At 69.7% G+C, this 18,121-nt stretch carries 23 protein-coding genes and 1 pseudogene; 2 read left to right on the forward strand and 22 right to left on the reverse strand.

Annotated elements, in window-relative coordinates; genetic code table 11:
- Positions 1-237: 237 nt before the first annotated feature.
- The 15 genes from ABZ656_RS33895 to ABZ656_RS33965 form a co-directional block, all read right to left on the reverse strand.
- The gene (locus ABZ656_RS33895; RefSeq protein ID WP_360273059.1) at positions 238-570 is read right to left on the reverse strand and encodes a hypothetical protein; all 333 of its coding nucleotides are present in this window, start codon (positions 568-570) and stop codon (positions 238-240) included.
- A gap of 100 nt (positions 571-670) precedes the next feature.
- Positions 671-1,315: a phage tail protein gene (locus ABZ656_RS33900; protein ID WP_360273062.1), complete on the reverse strand. Its 645-nt coding sequence runs from the start codon at positions 1,313-1,315 to the stop codon at positions 671-673.
- Positions 1,316-1,388: 73 nt separating this feature from the next.
- Positions 1,389-1,796 carry a hypothetical protein gene (locus ABZ656_RS33905; protein WP_360273065.1) on the reverse strand — a complete coding sequence of 136 codons (408 nt, stop codon included), beginning with the start codon at positions 1,794-1,796 and terminating at the stop codon, positions 1,389-1,391.
- Positions 1,796-2,065, reverse strand: a complete 270-nt coding sequence (locus ABZ656_RS33910) for a hypothetical protein (RefSeq protein WP_360273068.1) — start codon at positions 2,063-2,065, stop codon at positions 1,796-1,798. Before ABZ656_RS33910 ends, ABZ656_RS33905 begins: the two co-directional genes overlap by 1 nt.
- 3 nt (positions 2,066-2,068) lie before the next feature.
- Complete coding sequence (locus tag ABZ656_RS33915) at positions 2,069-2,422, reverse strand: hypothetical protein (RefSeq protein ID WP_360273071.1); 354 nt, start codon at positions 2,420-2,422, stop codon at positions 2,069-2,071.
- Positions 2,419-2,850 carry a hypothetical protein gene (locus ABZ656_RS33920; RefSeq protein ID WP_360273074.1) on the reverse strand — a complete coding sequence of 144 codons (432 nt, stop codon included), beginning with the start codon at positions 2,848-2,850 and terminating at the stop codon, positions 2,419-2,421. Before ABZ656_RS33920 ends, ABZ656_RS33915 begins: the two co-directional genes overlap by 4 nt.
- A gap of 4 nt (positions 2,851-2,854) precedes the next feature.
- On the reverse strand, positions 2,855-3,163 hold the full coding sequence (locus ABZ656_RS33925; RefSeq protein ID WP_360273077.1) for a hypothetical protein: 309 nt from the start codon (positions 3,161-3,163) through the stop codon (positions 2,855-2,857).
- Positions 3,163-4,212 (reverse strand): major capsid protein, encoded by a 1,050-nt coding sequence (locus ABZ656_RS33930; protein ID WP_360273080.1) that lies wholly within the window; start codon positions 4,210-4,212, stop codon positions 3,163-3,165. The genes ABZ656_RS33925 and ABZ656_RS33930 overlap by 1 nt, the downstream gene beginning before the upstream one ends.
- A gap of 16 nt (positions 4,213-4,228) precedes the next feature.
- A complete protein-coding gene (locus ABZ656_RS33935) occupies positions 4,229-4,624 on the reverse strand; it encodes a head decoration protein (protein ID WP_360273083.1) in 396 nt (131 codons plus the stop codon).
- A gap of 19 nt (positions 4,625-4,643) precedes the next feature.
- Positions 4,644-5,429 (reverse strand): hypothetical protein, encoded by a 786-nt coding sequence (locus ABZ656_RS33940; protein WP_360273086.1) that lies wholly within the window; start codon positions 5,427-5,429, stop codon positions 4,644-4,646.
- Between the two features lie 61 nt (positions 5,430-5,490).
- Positions 5,491-6,294, reverse strand: coding sequence for a hypothetical protein (locus tag ABZ656_RS33945; protein WP_360273089.1), 804 nt, complete (start codon positions 6,292-6,294; stop codon positions 5,491-5,493).
- Entirely contained in the window at positions 6,287-7,714 is a 1,428-nt protein-coding gene (locus ABZ656_RS33950) for a phage portal protein (protein WP_360273091.1), read from the reverse strand. The genes ABZ656_RS33945 and ABZ656_RS33950 overlap by 8 nt, the downstream gene beginning before the upstream one ends.
- Before the next feature lie 16 nt (positions 7,715-7,730).
- Positions 7,731-9,323 (reverse strand): terminase, encoded by a 1,593-nt coding sequence (locus ABZ656_RS33955; protein WP_360273094.1) that lies wholly within the window; start codon positions 9,321-9,323, stop codon positions 7,731-7,733.
- 80 nt (positions 9,324-9,403) lie between these two features.
- Complete coding sequence (locus ABZ656_RS33960) at positions 9,404-9,892, reverse strand: hypothetical protein (RefSeq protein ID WP_360273097.1); 489 nt, start codon at positions 9,890-9,892, stop codon at positions 9,404-9,406.
- Between the two features lie 59 nt (positions 9,893-9,951).
- The gene (locus ABZ656_RS33965) at positions 9,952-10,401 is read right to left on the reverse strand and encodes a hypothetical protein (protein ID WP_360273100.1); all 450 of its coding nucleotides are present in this window, start codon (positions 10,399-10,401) and stop codon (positions 9,952-9,954) included.
- 226 nt (positions 10,402-10,627) lie between these two features.
- On the opposite strand from ABZ656_RS33965, the gene ABZ656_RS33970 reads away from it, so the two are divergent.
- Complete coding sequence (locus tag ABZ656_RS33970) at positions 10,628-11,239, forward strand: hypothetical protein (RefSeq protein ID WP_360273103.1); 612 nt, start codon at positions 10,628-10,630, stop codon at positions 11,237-11,239.
- Here ABZ656_RS33970 and ABZ656_RS33975 read toward each other — a convergent pair.
- The 3 genes from ABZ656_RS33975 to ABZ656_RS33985 form a co-directional block, all read right to left on the reverse strand.
- Positions 11,181-11,804, reverse strand: coding sequence for a DNA primase (locus ABZ656_RS33975; RefSeq protein WP_360273106.1), 624 nt, complete (start codon positions 11,802-11,804; stop codon positions 11,181-11,183). The genes ABZ656_RS33970 and ABZ656_RS33975 overlap by 59 nt on opposite strands.
- 575 nt (positions 11,805-12,379) lie before the next feature.
- Positions 12,380-12,625, reverse strand: a complete 246-nt coding sequence (locus ABZ656_RS33980; protein WP_360273109.1) for a hypothetical protein — start codon at positions 12,623-12,625, stop codon at positions 12,380-12,382.
- A 41-nt stretch (positions 12,626-12,666) separates the two neighbouring features.
- Complete coding sequence (locus ABZ656_RS33985) at positions 12,667-13,038, reverse strand: hypothetical protein (protein WP_360273112.1); 372 nt, start codon at positions 13,036-13,038, stop codon at positions 12,667-12,669.
- A gap of 593 nt (positions 13,039-13,631) precedes the next feature.
- On the opposite strand from ABZ656_RS33985, the gene ABZ656_RS33990 reads away from it, so the two are divergent.
- Entirely contained in the window at positions 13,632-14,348 is a 717-nt protein-coding gene (locus ABZ656_RS33990; RefSeq protein ID WP_360273115.1) for a hypothetical protein, read from the forward strand.
- A gap of 58 nt (positions 14,349-14,406) precedes the next feature.
- Here the strand turns inward: ABZ656_RS33990 and ABZ656_RS33995 are convergent, their stop codons facing one another.
- From ABZ656_RS33995 to ABZ656_RS34010, 4 genes and pseudogenes are all read right to left on the reverse strand, one after another.
- Entirely contained in the window at positions 14,407-14,874 is a 468-nt protein-coding gene (locus ABZ656_RS33995; protein ID WP_360273118.1) for a hypothetical protein, read from the reverse strand.
- 21 nt (positions 14,875-14,895) lie between these two features.
- A complete protein-coding gene (locus ABZ656_RS34000) occupies positions 14,896-15,090 on the reverse strand; it encodes a hypothetical protein (RefSeq protein WP_360273121.1) in 195 nt (64 codons plus the stop codon).
- A gap of 61 nt (positions 15,091-15,151) precedes the next feature.
- The gene (locus ABZ656_RS34005) at positions 15,152-17,266 is read right to left on the reverse strand and encodes a hypothetical protein (RefSeq protein ID WP_360273124.1); all 2,115 of its coding nucleotides are present in this window, start codon (positions 17,264-17,266) and stop codon (positions 15,152-15,154) included.
- A 770-nt stretch (positions 17,267-18,036) separates the two neighbouring features.
- Positions 18,037-18,121: pseudogene (locus ABZ656_RS34010) on the reverse strand (response regulator); the annotation flags it as partial.

The raw sequence follows: 18,121 nt of genomic DNA on the forward strand, positions 1-18,121 counted from the left end.
GCGCTTGCCACGCGTGCCCGTTGATCGCGCGGGCGGTCGCCCCACTCGGCGGCAGGTTCTCGACCAGGACGCGCAGCAGCCGCAGCGTGATCTCGCCTCGCCAATAGGCGGCGAGCGGCCCGCCCCGGCCGTAACCGGGGTAGTGGTGGGCGAGGTCTGCCTCGACGGCCTCGGGATGCTCGCCGAGGACGTCGAGGACGCTGTACGTGTAGGTCTCGACGACGTCGTCGCCGTCGCCTACCCCCTGGTAGGGCGTACCTTCTGCACCTTGTCCTGCGCCTCACTGCGGACCCCGACGTACAGCAACATGAGCGAGTTCACGTCGCCGCCGGCCGCGATGAACTCGGCGTACTGGTCGCCGAGCAGGATGCGGGCGCCGGCCTCGTCGCCCTTCGCCTCGTTGAGTTCCTGCTGCACGTCGTCGGGCGTAAAGATCGGATGCGGGAAGGAGAACACCTGCGGGTTGTCCTCGGGCCCGACCTCGAACTCGACGCGCTCGCCGCCGACCGCCTCGGAGTACGACCGCTTGACGGTCTCCAGCCGGTACCGCTTCCCGTTGGGCTTGCTCATGATCGTGTCTCTCTCTCGGGTGAGCTGCGGGTGAGCATGGAAGGGCGAGGGGCGGTCGGGGCTCACCCAGAACCGCCGCCCCTCGCCCGATCAGGGGGTGTCAGCCGCCGGCCGGCGCGAGCGAGCGCCACCCCGGACCGTCGACCCAGTTGCGGCACGACGTGCTGAGCGCCGAGTCGCGGTAGGCGTTGAAAGTGACCGGGTGCTGCGTCTCGGTCGAGCGCGCCCACTGCTCGTCGTCCTTCGACGTGAGCCGAGCACGCGGGAAGAACTTCACGACGTAGATCTCTCCGCCGTCGTCTGCGAAGTCGAGCCCGATGAACAGCAGCCGACGGAACGGGTTGACCGGGCTCGACGCCCGGTCCCACGTCCACGCCTCGCCGATCGCGGGCAGTGCGCCCGTGCCGGACAGCGGCAGCCCCTCGTACAGGGCGAGGGTCGCGGCGTTCGTCTCCTGCGGCGCGAACTGCGCCGACAGCACGTCCGATTCGACGTCCGAGCGGGTCGGCTCGACGGACTGCGACGAGGTCACATCGGCCATGGACAGATCAGACGTGAACGTCACGCCGTCGTCCGTGGTGTAGCCGACCGGTACGTAACCGGCGGGAATCGTCGACAGGGCGCCGGTCGTCGCATTGAACGGCGCGGTGATCGCCGCGGTCTCGAAGTCGGCGGCGAACACGGCCTGCACCAATTGCTTGCGGATGTACTCGGTGTGCAGCCCGGTCTCAAGGGGTGTGGTCATGCTGTGTCCCTCCATGGGAAACCCCCGGCCGCCGAGCGGTCCGGGGGTGCGATGTCTGGGGGCGGGTGAGCGATCAGGGGGCGGCGAGTGCCTTGCCGCGCAGCGACACCTCGACGGCGAACGAGGCGCGTTCCTGCCCGGAGACCGGATCGGGCGCGGTGTTCGGCCCGCCGACCTCGGCGACGTCGTACGCGACCGCGCCGCGCCACCCTGGGATCGCGAACGCGAGCGCCCGCGCCACCTTCACGAGGTCGGCCGCCGACTCCTCGTCGAGCGCCCAACAATGGATGTCCAGCCGCGGCCGGTCTGTGACGCGGTCGATCCGGCTGCCGCCGACCCGTTCGATCCTGATGAACCGGTCGGGGCGCGGGTTCGGCACGCGGGTGACGACGTCGAGCACGTCGCCGCGGGCGGCGAACGACTCGGCGAGGTAGCGGCGTACGACGTCGACGCCGTCGGGAAACTCGACCGGCGCCGCCATCACTCGACCGCCCGCGCGGCGTCGAGGGCGCGCAGCAGCGCCCGCCGAGACACCTCGGGGTCGTTGGTCGAGTAGTCGCCCATCACGGCGCCTCGCGCGCGGTGCTCGCCCGTGTCGACGTCGACCCGGAACTGCCCGCCGGCCTCGGAGACCGAGGCGGCCGCGGCGGCGACGGCCCGAGTCTTCCGCTCGATCAGCGCCCGCATTTCCGGGGTGCGCAGAAACGTCGCGATGTTCTGCCGGTTGGGTACGAACCGTGAGCCCGCCATGGGTCACCCCTTTACGAACGTGAGCGCGATCTCGAAGTGGTGCACGTCGGCGAGCTCGTGCACGGGTGCCGTCGGGCCGGCGACCTCGAAGTCGGCGCCCGCCCAATGGATCCGTGCGCGGCTGTCGATCGTGAGCGGGCTGCCGTTGACGTCGACCGGGTTGCACACGAGCAGCCACTCGCCGAGCTGCGCCGACCGCTGGTCGTTGTCCTCGCTGCTCGTCTGCTGCTGCATGCGCGCCTGCACCGTGGTGTGCGTCGACGCCGACCAGTCGTCGACCTTGTTGTCGTACCGGTCGACGCGCACGCCGGGCGTCTCGACGTCGACGAGGTGCGGCAGCATGTCGTCGGGGATCACAGCCGGTCTCGCGTGTAGCCGAGGTGCCGCCACTCGCACGGCTCGGGGCGCCAACCCGGCAGCCCGCCGTCGACGAGGTCGACCGAGTACGCGGCGTCGGAGTCCGGGTCGGTCGCGTCCTCGGGCTGCAGTTGCGCCTTTTCGTCGTCGGTGAGGTAGAGCCCGCCGTCCTCGCCGAGCGACTCGGAGTACTGCCCGATCGTGCGCTGCCGGTACCCGCCGGGGTTCGCCATGACCCGCCGCACGACCGACACGACGATCGCCCGCAGCGTTCCCTCGTCGGGGGTGTAGCCGGCCGGGATGTGCCGCTGCATGAGCGCCGACGCGTCGTCGAGGTACGCCTCGACCTGCGCTCGCCGCGGGCTGCCCTCGGCGAGGGTGACAGCGGCGCGCGCCTCGTAATCCTCGACCGTTGCGAACGCCGCCACCGCCCTACTCCTCTCGCTCGATCACGCCTCGCTCTTCGAGGTCGGCGATGATCTGCTCGCGCGTCCGGTCCTCGCCGACGTCGAGGTCGTGCTGCTCGGCGAACGCGACCCATGCGTCGCGACCCGAGCCGCGACCCGAGCGGGGCGGCGCCTCGCTCGCGCCGCCGGTCTGCTGCTCGCCGCCGTCGTCGTCCTGGTCGGCGTCCGTCCACGCGTGGTCGCCGATCTGCTTCGCGACGGCTGCGGGAACCTTGCTGTCGGGCCCGTACGCGACGCCGTCGACGTGCACGTACGCGATCAGTCGGCGCGTCATCAGATCACCTTGGCCTTAAAGGTGAGGTTCGGCTCGCGCAGGATCGGCAGCCCGACCGCCGCGGCGTGCGTCCACAGCCGGATCGGATCCTTGCTCTTGTACGTCGCCGCCACGATGCCGGGCTGCTCGCTCGCGACGAGGCTGTACTCGGATTCGAGCGCCTCGGCGGTCGTACCGAGCAGCGTCGCCCCGAGTTCGGTCGGCTGCGCCGCGGTCGTTGCGCCAGGCTGGGGCAGCAGCGCGATCGAGTCCGACGGGGTGATGCGGGTCGAGACGCCGTCGACCTTGACGCGGGCGTCGTACACCTCGAACGGCGGCAGGTTGAGCGCCCGCAGAACAGAGTTCACCTGGTCCGTGTTGAGCATCGGCGCCGTGCCCGCAGGGGCGAGCGGGTACACCTGCCTGATCACCTGCTGACACATGCCGAAGTGCGTCACCACCCCGACAGGCGCGAGGGCGACGGCCGGCGTGTCGCCGTTCGTGTCCTCGTAGGTGTTGACCCACGACCGCATGTCGGTGAGCGGCGTCGCGTTCGTGTGGTCGCTCCACAGGGTGGCGGCGACGACGCTGTGCGCGGCCGTCCGGCCGAAGTCGACGGTCTGCTGCAGCTCGGTGACGGGGGCCTGCGCGTTGACGAGCGCCTGCCCGCGCACGACCTCGAACCGCGCGCCGATGTTCCGGGCGATCCGCTGCGCGTCACGCGCGATCAGCGCGAGCACGCGATCGTCGTTCGTGGCCAGCTTCCGCAGCCGCAGCCGGTCGTACTCGTTCAGCGGCAGCTTTTCGGAGATCGGGGGCAGCTCGCCCATGACCTTGCCGATCCCCTCGCGGCGGCCGATCTTCGATTCGGCGTCCCACGAGCGGTACGACGCGGTCTCGGCGAGCCCGCCGCCGCCCTTCGTGAACTCGTACGCGATGTCGTCGACGGACACGTTCGGCAGCCACCGCGACAGCGTGAACCGGTTGACCTGCAGGTCGGCGAGCGCCGCCCGGATCAGTCCGGTGAGCTCGGTCGGCTCAATGAACTCGGTGTCGAGAGTCCAGCTCATCTCAGATCATCCCCTCTCAGACGAACCGGATCGAGCCGGCGACGTCGGTGTGCCCGGCGGCGTCGACGGCACCGAGCGGCAGGCGCGACTCGCGCACCTTGCCGTGCGTGAGCATCGCGGCCGACGGGTCGATCGTGTTGACGGTGGGCGACTTGACCGCGGCGTACAGGAACCCGACGAGGGTCTGTCGGCCGTCCGCTGCGGCGTTGTCGTACGGCCCGTACTTGCCCGGCGTCGCCGTGATCGCGCCGAGCGGGATGCCCGACTTGAAATACCCGTCGGGGTAGTGGGTCGCCGGGGTGAATGTCGAGGTGTCGAGCGAGATCGTCTCGGTCGCGTCCGTGCCGTGCGCGGACCCGAGCCACGACTGATCGTCACTCCCGAACTGCTCAACGGTCTGAGCGAGGATCATGACTTTTTCCTTCGTGTGTTCAGCTCTTGTCGGCGCCCTTGCCGAGCAGCTCGCGGTACAGATCGGCGCCGGCTGAGACGCCGCCCTTACCGCCCTTGCCGCCTCGGCGGGTGCCCTGGTCGAATCCGCGGCCGCGGCGGCGGCGCTTGTCGCGCTCGTCCTCGCGGTCGTCGTCCTCGTCGTTCTCGTCCTTGCCGGACTTCTTCGGGGCGAGCTTGTCGACAAGCGCGGCGATCGCGTCGTCGTCGACCTCGCCGTCGTCGTCGACGTACTTTTTCAAGTTGATCTCTTCGACGACTGCAGTCGGGTCGGGGATGCGCCCCTTCGCGGCCGCGAGGAACGCCGAGCGGGCGATGCGCTCGCCGCCCTTGACGCGTTCCTCGGCGCGCGCCGCTGCGACCGCCGCCTCTTGCTCGCTCATGCCCTCGCGCCTGAGGCGGGCGAGCTCGTCGGCGGCGTCACTGTTCTTCTTCGCGCGCTGCTCCCACTTGCGCGACGCCTTGAGTCGCTCGGCGATCTGCGCAGGCTTGAGCCCCTCGGCCTTCCACTGCTTGACGACTGCCGACCAGTCGCCGCCGTCGTCGCCCTGGTCGCCGTCGCCGTCGTCGTCCGTGTCGGACCCGTCGCCGTCGTCGCCCTGGTCGCCGCCGCCGTCGCCGTCGCCGTCGCCGTCCGGGGCGCCGCCGAGGATCGGCCATACCGGGTACAGCCCGTCAGGGTCCTCGCCCTGATGGGGGCGAGCCTTGCGCCACCCGAGGGCGAGCAGCCCGGTACGAGCGTGACGAGGCAGAGTGCGCGCGTGCATGGTGATGTCTCCCGTGTCGGGTTGAGGTGAGCCGTACTGCTGCGCCGTGGCGGCGCGGGAATCACGGGCTCGGAACGTCGTCCGGGCCCGTGAACTCGTGACGACGAACCGCGAGCAGCGGCCCGTACTCGCCGTGTTGGCGAGTGATGATCACGTCTCGATAGTCGGGGGCGCGGCCGCCGGCGTCGGACTGCCCGACGCCCTTCGCTACGGCGTCGTGCGCCGCGCGCAGCAGCGCCTCGTCGATGACGTGACCGGGGTCGCGGTTGCCGACGAGCGGCTCGACCTTGCAGTCGCAGCCCGGATGTATCGGCATGAGCTTTTCGACCCGGTACCGCTGCGTCGAGGCGAGCGTGCACAGCGCGCAGTTCTTCGTACCGGTGAGCCGGCGGCGGAAGAACTTTGCGCCGCCCCGCTGCATGGACTGCTGCGCGGCGTGCGTGCGGGCGAGCTGCAGGTCGGTCTCGGTGATGCTGAGCAGCCGCGTACGCCCCTCGGCGACCGCCTGCGCGTACGCCTTGCCCTTGCTGAGCGCCGTCCACGTGCTCACGAACGGGCGCGTGTAGACCTCGGCGGGGTCGACGCCGCGCAGCGCCTCGGGGAGCTGTACGCCCGCCGGCGCCGCCGCGGTGCCGAGCATGTCGGCGATCGTCGCGGACAGATACGCGTCGGTGATCTGCCCCATCTGCGCCTGCACGGCGAGCACGGTCGGCAGCACTTGCTCGACGAACGCCGCGGCGTCAGCGTCGCGGTGCCCGCCGAGGCTGTCGAACGCGGCGAGGACGAACTGAATCACCCGCGACCGCAGTGACGTCGACAGGGCGTCGTACCGGTCGGTGAGCGCCGCCTGCAGCGCCTCACTCACCGGTCGCCCCCGCATCGACGTTGCCCGCGGTCGGTGCCGGGTTCGCCGGCAGTAGCGAGGCGGCGAGCAGTGCAGCCGAGGCGGCGCCCGCCGTGATCCGGCGTACGCGCTGCGGCGTCTCGCCGAGGTCCTCGGCGATGACGTCGAGCGGGTACCCGATGCTCTTCAGCTTGGTCGCGGCGTCCGCCTGTACCGCGGGAGACAGGTACTGCGGGTTCGCCCAACGCACCGTTGCCTCGGTGTAGTCCTCGGGCACGCCCGCCTGCGCCGCGGCGAGTGTCATCACGTCTTCGAGCCCCTCGCCGAACGCGGCGATGTGCTCGCGGCACTTCGCGACGTGCATGAGGTCGAGCGCGGACACCGTGTCGGCGCTGATGTTGATCAGGTCGCTCGCGTAGTAGTACGCGGGTGTCTGCGACAAGATCAGCATGTCGCGCACGTCGGACTCGTGCTCTTTCAGGAACCCTGACAGGTCGGTCGCGTCGAGCTGCCCGAACTGCGCGTTCTCGCCCTCGGACACCCACACCGTATTGGGTCCGGGCGTGAACGGCTGCTCGACGACGGTGAGCCCGGTCGAGGGATCCTTGCGCTTCGCGAACCGGTGCCCCTTGACCCACTTCTGCCGGAACCCGGAGTAGCGCGAGGCAGCCATGCGGTTCAACACGCCCATGTTCACGCGATCTTGCGTGTCCATGACGCTCGCGAACTCGGGCTCGGGGTCCTCGCCGAGGTCGGGCATACGGGCGAACTCGACGAGCGGCAGCCCGCCGAGGTCGTGCGGCTCGCCGTTGTCGCCCTCGCCGACGTACACCCATGAGTCGGGCCCCCACGGCAGCCGGCTGCCGCAGCGCTCGACGGTGCGGTACGGAAACGAGCGGTCGTCGTACAGGATGCGCGCGTACCCGTAGCCGTCGACGTCGTTCGCGTACGCCTTCAATCCGACGTACGGCTCGCCGGTCTCGGGGTCGTACTCGACGACGCACTCGCTCGGATGCTCCGGGGTGATCAGGGGCGACGGGCGCCCGTTGTCCTCGGTACGGGTCGGGTGCGGGCCGACGAGCATGTACCCGACCGACTGCGCCATGCCGCAGCGCCATACGAGTTTCTGCCGTGAGTCGAGCCGGTTCGCCTGCCACCAGCGCGACGCCCGGTCGTCCGGTGCGCCGTCCGGGCCGGTCACGCCGAGCGCGAGCAGCCGGTGAACTGTGGCGTTGGCGATCAGACCGCAGAAATTCGTGCGCGCCTTGCGCTGGAAGTCGATGAACGCTGCCTCGGCATTCTTCGGCAGCTCGGGGAGTGGCGGCCGGCCGCGGTAGTACATCCACCAGCCTTCGAGTACACCCGCCCGCTTACGCAGCCGGCGCCCGAGGCGCAGCAGCATGTAATCGGGGTTGTCGAGATCCGGTGTCTCGTCGAGCACGGTCGCCCCCTCTCTGTCAGAACGTGCCGCCGAACATTTCCTCGGGCTCTGCGCCGACGCCCTTCGCGATCGCGTCGAGGCGGCACTGCCACGCGAGCACGGCGGCGACCGCAGCGTCGATCTTCTTTGGGCTGTCGGGGTGCGCTTTAGCGATCTGCAGGCCCGAACGCGACGTACGGCGGCGGGCGTTGCACAGATGCCGCACGAGCGCCGACGAGCCGTCGTGCGTCAACTCGCCCTCGGTCAACGCGGTGTGGAACTTCTCCAGCGCCCGGACGATCAGCGTCGACCGACCGCCGGTCATCCACCATTCGACGGGATGGTTCCGGGTCGCCTGCACCTGCAGGCGCGGCCCGTACGCCGCTTCCCAATCCGCTACGTGCGATTCCCATTTGGCGGGGTCGGCGTACATGCCGATCACGTCGTATGTCTCGAACGCCTCGTGTACCGCGGCGAGCACCTCGACGACCGGCACCTGCCAGCCCTCGCCGGCCTTACCGAGCGGCTGTTCCCACACGCCGAGCTCGAAGAGGTGACCGTCGGACAGCCGGCACCCGATCAGTGCGGTCGCGTCCGTCATCATCCGGTTGCGCTTCCGGCTGCCGTCGAACCCGAGCACGATGCGGTCGCCGGGCTGCAGCACCTTGCCGAGGTCGGACGACGCCCGCACCTCGGGCTCGGTCAGCCACGCATCCGACGCGTGCGTGATCTGATTCAGGAAGTCGGCTCGAAGATCCTGCGGGTCGTTCGAGGTGTCCCAGAAATCCGACGTGATCCGCTCGATCGGCGACCAACCCGGCTCGCACGGCGGGTCGTGCAGCACGCACCCGTCGGGGTGATCGCTGCTGTCGCCGTACGCGAGCCGCAGCCCGGCGACGAGCGACTGCTCGTCGGTCATGTCGGTCTCGGGCGGCGCCTCACGGTGGTCGACGAGGATTCCCCGCGCCCGCGACCGGCCGTCGATGATCGCCTGATAGTCGGCCGCCGAGTTCTCGGCGACGGATCCCTCGCCGGGCGTGAACGCGTTCGGCGTCTCGATGATCGAGCCGCCGATCTTGGTCGCGTTGAACCGCATGGTCTTCGCGAGCCGTACGCCGCCGTTCGACTCCTTCCATTCCTCGGTCTGGTCGAGCGACGCAAAGCACGCCGGGTCACCCTTGACCGAGGTCGCCGACGACGTGATCGGACTGATCTCGCCGCGCGGCAGATAGATCACGGTGTCGAGCACTTCGAGCCCGTAGTCGGCGGCGACCGACCCGCCCCGCGCCATTTCGAGCAACGGGATCCACGTGTTGTCGGTCTGCTGCTCGGTGACCGCGGCGATACGCACGAGCGGCGTACGCACCGAATGCCACGGCCGGCCGACCGGCTCGCCGTTCGCGTCCCACCCATCGGCGACGACGTCGGCGCACGCCTCGGCGAGCGCGATCGCCCCGACAAACGGGCTCTTGCCCCACCCTCGCGGTCGCGACAGCAGCGCGCGGTGAATGACCCGCTTGCCGGTCACGGGGTGCAGCTCGTAGAACCCGCACAAGAACTCGGCTTGCTCCTGCGTCGGTACGAACGGCTCGCCGTCGTCGCGGCCGGGCTGCGCGAGGTTCTGCATCATCCAGTCGAGGACGTACCAACCCAGGGTTGGGCGCTCGCCCTCGTACTCAGGACCCCGCCAAGGCATGACGAACCCCCGTGCTACGCGCCCTTGCTGCCGCCCTGGCCGGACTTCCCGCCGGGCATCATCCGAAGCTGCCCGTACCGCTCACGAGCGGACGGCCCGCCCGAGCGGCCGCTGCCGCCGTCGGCGCCGTCCGCCTCGGCGAACACCATGCGCAGCCGCGCCCGGTCCGCGGGCGTAGCGCCGAACGCTGCGACGCGCAGCCGCAGTTCGCCGGCCGCCGACAGATCGCCGCGCCACAGCCGGGCGTGAATCAGGGCGGTGTCGAGCAGGTACTGCCAGTCGGACGACCCGAAGTGCTCGGCCTGCGGCGAGTCGATCCACATCTGCCACCACTCGCGGGTGCGCTCGGGCCACACGAACTCGACGAGCTGCTCGTCGCGCTCGATCCGGAAGTCGGGCAGCTCGGGCGCCTCGGCACGCTCCCACCTGAGTACGGTCTGTGCGACCGGATCCGAGTTGCGCCGCACCTTGCGTGCCTTCGGGGGCGGGCCGTTGCCTGCCATGGGCTGTACCTCCCGTGTCGGGTGCGCGCTGCAGCGCACCCGTGTCGGGAGCGCTGAGCCTAGAGATCGTGGACGTTTTCCCAGCCCTTGACGCCGAGGTGCTTTGCGTCCTGGTCGAGGGTGCGAGCTGCCAAACCGACGTTGGCCAGAGCCACGGTGCTCGTGTCCGCATCGGCCTGTTCGAGAATGGCCGTTCGGGACGTCAGAACCGCCTCGGCCCACGCATGCGCCGCGTTCGCGAAGTCGCGGGTATCCGCGGGAGCGTCTTTTGCGAGATCGGCCAGCTTGGGAGTCACGTACGCGGCCGTGTCCTTGACGCTTTCGATGTGGTCCTTTGCATCCGGATCGTGCGCGGCGACAGCCTTGGACTCCATCTTGATCTCAGTACGCAGGCTGTCGATCTCGTGCGTGATCGGTTTGACCGACTCGGTGTTGTCGGTGCCGCCGCATCCCGTGAGCGTGGCCAGCACCGCGACGGCGGTAGCTACCGCTGCGACAAGTCGCTTCATCCCTATGACCCCCCCGCCTCCAGTGCATCACTGCGATGCATAAGGCGTGCGGATCCTGCTACGCAGCGTCGAGCGCTGTCAACGCATCGATCACGCGCTGCAAGCCGCAGCGCCTCGGTGATGATCCATCCTTGTTACGCCGCGGCCGCCGGCGCCTGCCCGTTCCCGCCATGGTTCTACCTCCAATCCGTGCGCATGTGTCGAGTGCGGTAGGTACGGTGCCCCCGTGGAACTACCGGGGGCGGCGGCGCTTTGGACAGTCGGGTCATTCCTGCTTGGGCAGGGCGTTGTGTTCGGAGGCGTGCTGATCAATAACGCGTCCCAAGCGCGGCGCGAGCGAGCAGCGCGGGAGGCAGAACGGCAGCGGTTGCACGCGGAGCGGCGGGAAGCCTTCGAACTCGCGCACCTGCAAGATCTGCACGCAGAGCTGACTGAGCTGCTGCTCGTCGCGGAACCCTGCCTTCTCCAATGGTGTAGGTGGCACCGGATGGTCGACACTCCTGACAGTCGTGTCAACGAACGGGTCCGACAGCGGCGCGAAGAACTGGAAGCCTCAGCTACCGAGTTGGAGCGCACCGCTAACCAGCATCTGGAAAAGATCAACCGGCTCACCGGGCTTGTGATACCCGATCGCCTGCGCCGCCAGGTGAGCAACGCCTACGGACGATACGAGTACCTCGCAGACAATCTCGCCGACGACGGGCCCGACGCAACTGAGACACAGTTGCCCGGCGCGATTGCTCAAATCCACACTGCACAGGCCGAAGTCGCCGCGCGAATCAGAGAGATCTACGTATCGGCCGAGAACCTGCACGTCCTTGAAGAAGAGAGTCGATGACGTACTGCAGGTCGCCGAGGCGCTGCGGCGTGCCGCCGAACGTGACCCCGGTGACCGCGATGTACCGGCCGTCGCCGTACACCTCGACCGTGCCGTCGCCGAGCTGCAGCCGGCGCCCCGTGCCGCCCGGCAGCCGGCCGCACCCCCACACGTGCAGCCCGTCGCCGCCCGCGGACACCTCGACCCAGCACCCGGCCGCGGCGTCGAGCACGCCCTGCGCCCACGGCAGCACCTCGCCGTCGACGAGGCAGTGATCGAGGTCGAGGCAGACGACGCCGTCGCCGTCGAGGACGAACCCGAGCCCGGCGCCCGTCGTCGAGCGAACGGCGCCGCGGTACGTCGACCAGGTCGACGGGTCCGTGCTGCTCGCCGTCGCGCCGCCGACAGTGACCGGCACCTTCCGCGAGGTGCGCCGGATCCATCGCGGCCGGCTCGTGAGCTCGGCCGGGATCGTCTTGCGCGCCCTGCACGCTGCGGTGCGGCAGCGGCCCGAGCAGTACCGGGCGTTATGCGCGTGCCGGGCGCCGAGGTGTGCGTCGCAGTGCTCGCAGCGTCGGGTGTTCATGCCCCTATGATACCCGCTCGTGTAACGGCAATATGCCGTCTGACCTGCGTGTATCTAGTTCGTGACGTATAAGGCGGCCGACTGAGACGCGATCTGCGGCGCCCATTCCGCACGCCATCAAATCAGCCGGCCGCCTACCTGCGCGCCGCCCTGCGCGCCGCCCACGCCCCGCAGCGTGGCCGTTTTCCCCAGACCCGTACAGACCGACAGCCACAGCACCTCCCGAGCCCCAAACGGGGCGGGGAGGGGAGTCACCCCCCAGGGGGGGCGGCGTCGTCAGATCAGACCGGGATGTCGTTCCTTGGGGCGTGTCCTGCGTACCGCCCACCGTGCGTCGTTGCCTTGTCTGCTGCTCTTTGCCGCGTGGCAGTCGGCGCACAGTGCCTGCAGCATTTCGATCCGGTGATCGTGCTTGTCGCCTATGTGGTCGACCTGATTCGCCGGGCGTCCGCACACGCGCCCGTCGGTGCGGTTGCGACACCGGTACTCGTCGCGCTGCAGCACGGCCGGTCGGAGCACGGTGTACCAGTCGGCAGGCAGCTCGTGCCGTCGGTTGCTGCCTGCCCAACCGCCGCTCACTGCTCGTCGCCCTCGTCGTCCTCGTCGCGTCCGTCGTCATACGGCTCGGCCCGCTCGGTGCTGCTGTCGAGCACGACGTCGGGCACGAACCCGAACGTCGTTCCGGGCTGCGCAGGTTGAGGGTCGCGCAGTGCATCGAGCATGCGCAGCGCTGCCGCCTCGGCGTCGTCGAGGCGGCGTCGGCTGTACCCCTTGGCTTTGATCTCGACCTCGTGTGTTCCGTCCGACAGGCGTACGCGCATGATGCGGTGTCCTCCCGTCGGGGGTGTGGGTCGAGGGGCGCCTAGTCGGTGACCCCGGTTGCCTCGCCGTTGACGAGGGTCGCGAACACGCGCGCCTTGTCTTCCTTCCGGGCGGGCACCGGATAGAGGATCACGCCGTCGGGGTGCTCGACAGTGATGTACAGCTTCGTCTCGTCCTTCTTCAGCCACAGCGCGAAGATCCCTGTCAGCGCGACCCGTGTCGCGGTGATCCGCTTCCGGGCGGTCTCGCCGAGCTCGATCGTCACCCGCGATCCCTCGACGGGAATCGACTCCTGCCCGGCCTGATGGAACTTGCCGCCGATGACGGTAACGCCGGTTGCTGCGGCTGCAACGCGTATGCGTGCGAGGCGCTTTGCGGCTGCCTTTTCCTCGTCGGTCTTCTTGCCGAACATGGGGTGCGCTCCCTCGTGCCGGTTCCGGGTGAGGGTCCCATGGTGCCGTGTCATGACCGCGCAGTGCAGGGGGCGCAGCCAGCAACCCGCACTTGTCTCGTGTGTGTGCCTGCACTGCGCGGTGTATGGGCGGCGCCGCCTCGGGGGGAGTTGAGGCGGCGCCGTGCCGGTCGACGGTGGGGTGCGTCGGCCGGCTCTTGGTGGGAATGACGAACGCCCCGCAGTGGGCGGGGCGTCGGATGTCTGTGTGTCCGGGCATGGCGGACTTGCGGCCAAGAATGCGACACGTGATCGTCGAGAGTCAAGTCGCGGCGGCGATTTGAGAGAGAGCGGGCTCGTACGCGCGGCGCCTACTACCGGTAGTGGATCTCTCTACTGCCACCCCCCCATATATGGGAGGGGAGGGGAACGCGCGCGCGCGAGTCCCTCGGGAGTCCCCTAGGGACAGAACTACGTTACCTGCAGGTATGCAAACGGATCGCGAACGATTCGCTTTCGATTCGTCGTCGGATCGCTGTCGATTCTGCGTACAATCGCTCGCGGTCTCGATGTGGTGAGCCGCTCAGGGGTGGGGGCTACGAATGCAAGCTGACGTGGCGGCCGTCACGGCGTCCGTCGTCGGCGCCGTTGGGGCGATGGTCTCGGGTGGCGTCGGAATGTGGGCTTCCAGGCGGGGTTTCGAGCGCGAACAGCGCGAGACAGCGCAACGTCTGGTTGGCTCGGGGCCTAACGGCGGCCTCACGTGGGGCGACCTTGAGAATGGGAAGGTCAACATAGTTGACCGTGAGAACGGCGAGGCGGACGACAAAGGCACTCAGGCGCACGCGGATGCGCGAGCGCGAGACGATCAGTTCGCGAGTGTGCTGATCGAGTATTACTCGTACGGCCTCACCCAGGCCCGCCGCAGCTTCTACGCCAGTCAAGTGATCTCCGCCATTGGCGTGTTCGTGATCCTTTTCGGCGTCGTTCTGGCGATCTGGCGGGCGGAGACCACCGGGGATATGTTCGCCTCGATCGTGGCCAGTTCCGCAGGCGTCGTTTCGACCATCGTCGGGCAGCTGGTACACCGTCGGGCGGATATCGCTCTGCAGCACATGGCCAGTCAGACCGAGTCTCTGCGTACGGACATGCGTATCGAGCGATCCGGCGATCAAGCGATCGCGTTGCTCGCGGAGGTGACGGATCCCGAGGTGAGGACCCGCCTGCAAGCGGGTCTGGTCATGAAACTGTCGGGGGCCGAGATGCCCGAGATCGGGGTGCCGCCTCGCGGGGTGGCTTCGGAGCTGCCTGAGCAGTCCGCGCAGCAGTGAACGACAAAGCGCCCCGTGCCGCGAGGAATGCGGTGCGGGGCGCCACGGGGTAAGGCAGCTACTTGCGCGGGCCGTTCTGCGACTTCCAACCAGCCAGGAACCCGCGGTTGTTCGTGACGTACGTCGTTCCGCCGCGTGCACCACGGCGGCCGGTCGGCAGCGCCCACACGAGCCCGCACACCGCGGCGGCGGCGAGGAACTGCACGAGGCTGTCGACGAGGATCTGCAGCGCCTGCATGCCGAAGTAGGCGCCGACGCCCGCCCCGGCCGCGAACACGCCCTTCGCGGCTGTGCGTTGTGCCTGCGGGTCGAGCCCGGACGGCGCGGCCGGCGCCATGGGCACGGCGGGCACGTACTCGGGCCCGTACTGCGGGTGCAGCATGCCCTCGATGCGGACGTATCCGATCACCCGCATGCCGGGCGGCGGGGCGGGCGCGAGCTGCTGCTCGGCCGCGGGAACGACCTCGGTCACGTGGGCGATGCGGGCGGGCGGGTCGGCGGGGCGTGTGTACGGCTCGGGCTGCATGGCGTGCTTCCTTGCTCGTGGTCAGTGCGCAGGCTGCTGCAGGCGGTCGGGTGCGATGCGGTCGCCGAGGACGTACAGGGCGAGCCCGATGCGCTCGACGCCGAGCAGCGCGAGCGCGATCACGGCGATCGCCGAGACGGGGGCGTCGATCTGCCATGCGCTGACAGGGTCGATGTACGCCGCGATGACGACGGGGATCGCGATCAGTGCGCACACGCGATCACGTCGCCGAGGATGTGAATCACGGCGGCAGCGATGCGGCGGGCAGTGCGTCGGTTCATGACGGGTTCTCTCCGTTCGAGGGGCGCACGGCGTAACGGCCGTACTTGGGTTGGTGCACGCGCGAGTCGGCTCCGAGCCATCGGCCGATCGTGGCGGCGTGCGGCACTTCGAGGTCGGGGTGCAGGCGGGCGAACACGTCGCGGATCGCCTCGGGCCCGATGCCGTTCGGGCCGGCCTTGAGAACGGTCTCGAACACGATCGCCTTGCGCGGGTCGCCGCCGGTCTGCTGCGCCTCGTCGAGGGCGGCGGGCGGTGTGTAGGCGAGCCCGCCCGCCTCGAAGATCGCCCGTGCCTGCGCTTCGAGGTCGGGGTCGCGCTCGCCGGCCGCCTCGTCGATCTGCTCGTGAATGCGGCGCATCGCGGCGTCGGCGTTGGCGATCGCGGCGTCTCCGTCTCCGCCTGTCGGGGCGGCCGCAGGCTTGCCCCAATCGGCGGTTGGGTCGGTCCATCCCTCGCGCACCTGTTGCACGGGCTCGGTCGCGGGCTCGGCGACGGCGGTCGCTGTGGCCTGCACGCTGCCGTCGAACAGATGGGCCGTGTCGTCCCACCTACGCTCGTACGCCTCGCCTGCGGCACGGCGCGACAGTTCATCGAGGACCGGTCGGTACTTGCATGTCGCGGCGACGATCTGCTCGATCCGGCTCGGGGTCATCCTGTACGCCTGAAAGATGCGGGCCGGTTTCGCGAGTTCCTTGATCGCACCCGTGCCGGGCTCGGGCATGTCCTCGGGTGCGATCTTGTCGCCCCACCCCATCAGATAGTTGATCTCTCGCTCGTCGCCCTGCATGGCGATCTTGAGACCGGACTGCGCGACGAGTTGAGGTTCTTCGAGCACATCCTGCGTTGCCCGGAGCGCGGTCATCATGACGTTGCACGCGACGGCGCGGGCGAGCTCGACGACCTGCAGCAGCAGATCGCCCGCCTTACGCAGCGTCGGGTTGCGTCGCGCCTTGCTGCTGTACAGCTCGGCGATCTCGTCGCCGTCGACGACGATCGCGGGCACCTCGGGCGATACGGGGATCTTGTCGTCGTCCGCTGCGATCTGCAGGTCGGCGTATCCCGGTTTCCTCGCCTTCGCGATGCGCAGCAGCGCCGAGGCCATGGCGAGCACCTTGTCGGGGGTGTCGGCGACGTAGTCGATCGGCGGTTGTCCGGGCCGGCCGAGCTTGGCCCATGCGCGCAGCCACGGCAGTGCGATCCCGCCGCCGTTGAGGTCGATCACCCACACGAGCACGTCGATCATGCGCTGCTGTCCGGCGATCCACACGTTCATCAGGTTCGTTTTGCCGGAGCCTCGACGCGCCGAGACGATCGCGCACAGCTCGCGGCACTCGGGCGCGACCTCGCTGCCGTCGCGGTGCACACCCATCTGCAGACCGTCGTTGTACGAGCGGGGCGAGTAGTCGTCGGGGTACATGCGCGGCTCGCCCGCGACCTGATTCACGATCTCGACGTTCGCCAGGAACGACCCGCGGTCGACGCCCTCGGTGATCTCGACCGTGCAGCCGTTCGGCAGCCGCGCGTCGCCGGCGAGCCCGTCGGCGCAGCGCTGCATGTCGCGCCACGTATACCCGCCCTCGGGGAACCTGCCTTCGAGGGTGAACCCGCCGCCGCGCGCCCACATTTCGACGCCGACGACCTGCACGCCGTCGATGCCCGCGACGCGCGAGAACCGGGCCGACCACTCGGCGGCGAGCGCGCGGTGCCGCCCGGCGACGAGCGAGCGCTCTTCGGCGGCCGCCTCGGCGGCGAGACGCTCGGCCGCGCGCTTACGTGCGGATCGCTCGCCGGTCATGGCGGCGCCGAGCGCGACCCCGCCCGAGACGAGGGCGCCAATGCATTGCATGGTCCACGGACCGTCGACGAGCGCCCATGAGCACCACGCGCCCGCGCCGACCCATGCGGCCGCCCGGAGTACGAGACTGCCTCGGCTCGCACCGTCGAGCCGGCCCGCGATGTGCGACCCGGCCAGTCCGGCGCCCGCGACGGCGGCACCCCACCAGGGGGCGGCGCCGGCCGCGTTCGCCGCGTATGCGGCGGCGAGCGCGGACCCGGCGGCGCTGAGCGGGGCAGTGAACGGACCGTGCCCCGACTCCCAATCGATCTGCACTGTCTGCCCTTTCAGAGACTCGTGTCGGCGTTCGCGCGCACGTCCCACTGCGACTCGGCGTGACGACCCTTGCGCGGGTTCTGCAGGCGCTCGATGTCGACGTCGTGCAGCTTGCGAAACGCGGGGCCGAGGGCGCGCGACAGTTCGGCCGCCTTTATCTGCAGCCCGTACAGCTCCTGCATGATTTGGACGATCCGCGGGTCGAGCGGCTGCTCGGCGTCGGCGCGCGCCGTGCTGATCTTGATCGCGTTGGCGATGTGTTCGAGCGCCTCGGGCAGCGCCGCAAAGTCGCGGCCGACCTGCATCATCCCGTCGGGCGTGTACGTGCTCGCAATCCGCTCCAACTCCATTGCAGGTGCAAGGAAGTGGTGTCCCCCGCCGTTCATGTGTCCTCCAGCATTCGAGGGTGATCCGCCGACGGTTGTCGGGCGGCGTACGTAGTCGGCGACCGGCGCAGGCGCCGAGGCGACCGTCGGGCCGGTCATGGTGGGCCCGTTGGTCGCTTGACGCGCGGCACGGTTACGGCGGCGGCGCTGCCATATGGCGCGCAGCGTGGCGAGTCCGCCTCGCAAACTGCGCTGCCACACTGCACCGACGAGCCCGCCGATCCCGGCAAGGGCGCCGTCCCACACCGCGCCCGCGGCGCGAGCGACTCGGCGAGCAGCAGCTCGTCGCGCGGTCTCGGTCCTGCGCCACATGGCGCGAGCCGGGCCGGCAGCCCAGCGCCCCGCGCGGCCGATGCCGCGGGCGGCGGCCGCGATGCCGCGCCCCTCCTCGCCTGAACGCGCACGTACGAGCGGCTCGTTGAGGGACCCCAGGACGGCCTCGAGCGCGATCAGGTTGTCCTCCATGTCG

The organism is Streptomyces sp. NPDC007095 (assembly GCF_040634475.1).
GTDB lineage: Bacteria > Actinomycetota > Actinomycetes > Streptomycetales > Streptomycetaceae > Streptomyces.

Coding starts and splice junctions, on each gene's coding strand:
- ABZ656_RS33895 (WP_360273059.1), bottom strand. CDS start 570: ATGAGCAAGCCCAACGGGAAGCGGTACCGGCTGGAGACCGTCAAGCGG.
- ABZ656_RS33900 (WP_360273062.1), bottom strand. CDS start 1,315: ATGACCACACCCCTTGAGACCGGGCTGCACACCGAGTACATCCGCAAG.
- ABZ656_RS33905 (WP_360273065.1), bottom strand. CDS start 1,796: ATGGCGGCGCCGGTCGAGTTTCCCGACGGCGTCGACGTCGTACGCCGC.
- ABZ656_RS33910 (WP_360273068.1), bottom strand. CDS start 2,065: ATGGCGGGCTCACGGTTCGTACCCAACCGGCAGAACATCGCGACGTTT.
- ABZ656_RS33925 (WP_360273077.1), bottom strand. CDS start 3,163: ATGACGCGCCGACTGATCGCGTACGTGCACGTCGACGGCGTCGCGTAC.
- ABZ656_RS33930 (WP_360273080.1), bottom strand. CDS start 4,212: ATGAGCTGGACTCTCGACACCGAGTTCATTGAGCCGACCGAGCTCACC.
- ABZ656_RS33935 (WP_360273083.1), bottom strand. CDS start 4,624: ATGATCCTCGCTCAGACCGTTGAGCAGTTCGGGAGTGACGATCAGTCG.
- ABZ656_RS33940 (WP_360273086.1), bottom strand. CDS start 5,429: ATGCACGCGCGCACTCTGCCTCGTCACGCTCGTACCGGGCTGCTCGCC.
- ABZ656_RS33955 (WP_360273094.1), bottom strand. CDS start 9,323: ATGATGCAGAACCTCGCGCAGCCCGGCCGCGACGACGGCGAGCCGTTC.
- ABZ656_RS33960 (WP_360273097.1), bottom strand. CDS start 9,892: ATGGCAGGCAACGGCCCGCCCCCGAAGGCACGCAAGGTGCGGCGCAAC.
- ABZ656_RS33965 (WP_360273100.1), bottom strand. CDS start 10,401: ATGAAGCGACTTGTCGCAGCGGTAGCTACCGCCGTCGCGGTGCTGGCC.
- ABZ656_RS33975 (WP_360273106.1), bottom strand. CDS start 11,804: ATGAACACCCGACGCTGCGAGCACTGCGACGCACACCTCGGCGCCCGG.
- ABZ656_RS33980 (WP_360273109.1), bottom strand. CDS start 12,625: ATGCGCGTACGCCTGTCGGACGGAACACACGAGGTCGAGATCAAAGCC.
- ABZ656_RS33985 (WP_360273112.1), bottom strand. CDS start 13,038: ATGTTCGGCAAGAAGACCGACGAGGAAAAGGCAGCCGCAAAGCGCCTC.
- ABZ656_RS33995 (WP_360273118.1), bottom strand. CDS start 14,874: ATGCAGCCCGAGCCGTACACACGCCCCGCCGACCCGCCCGCCCGCATC.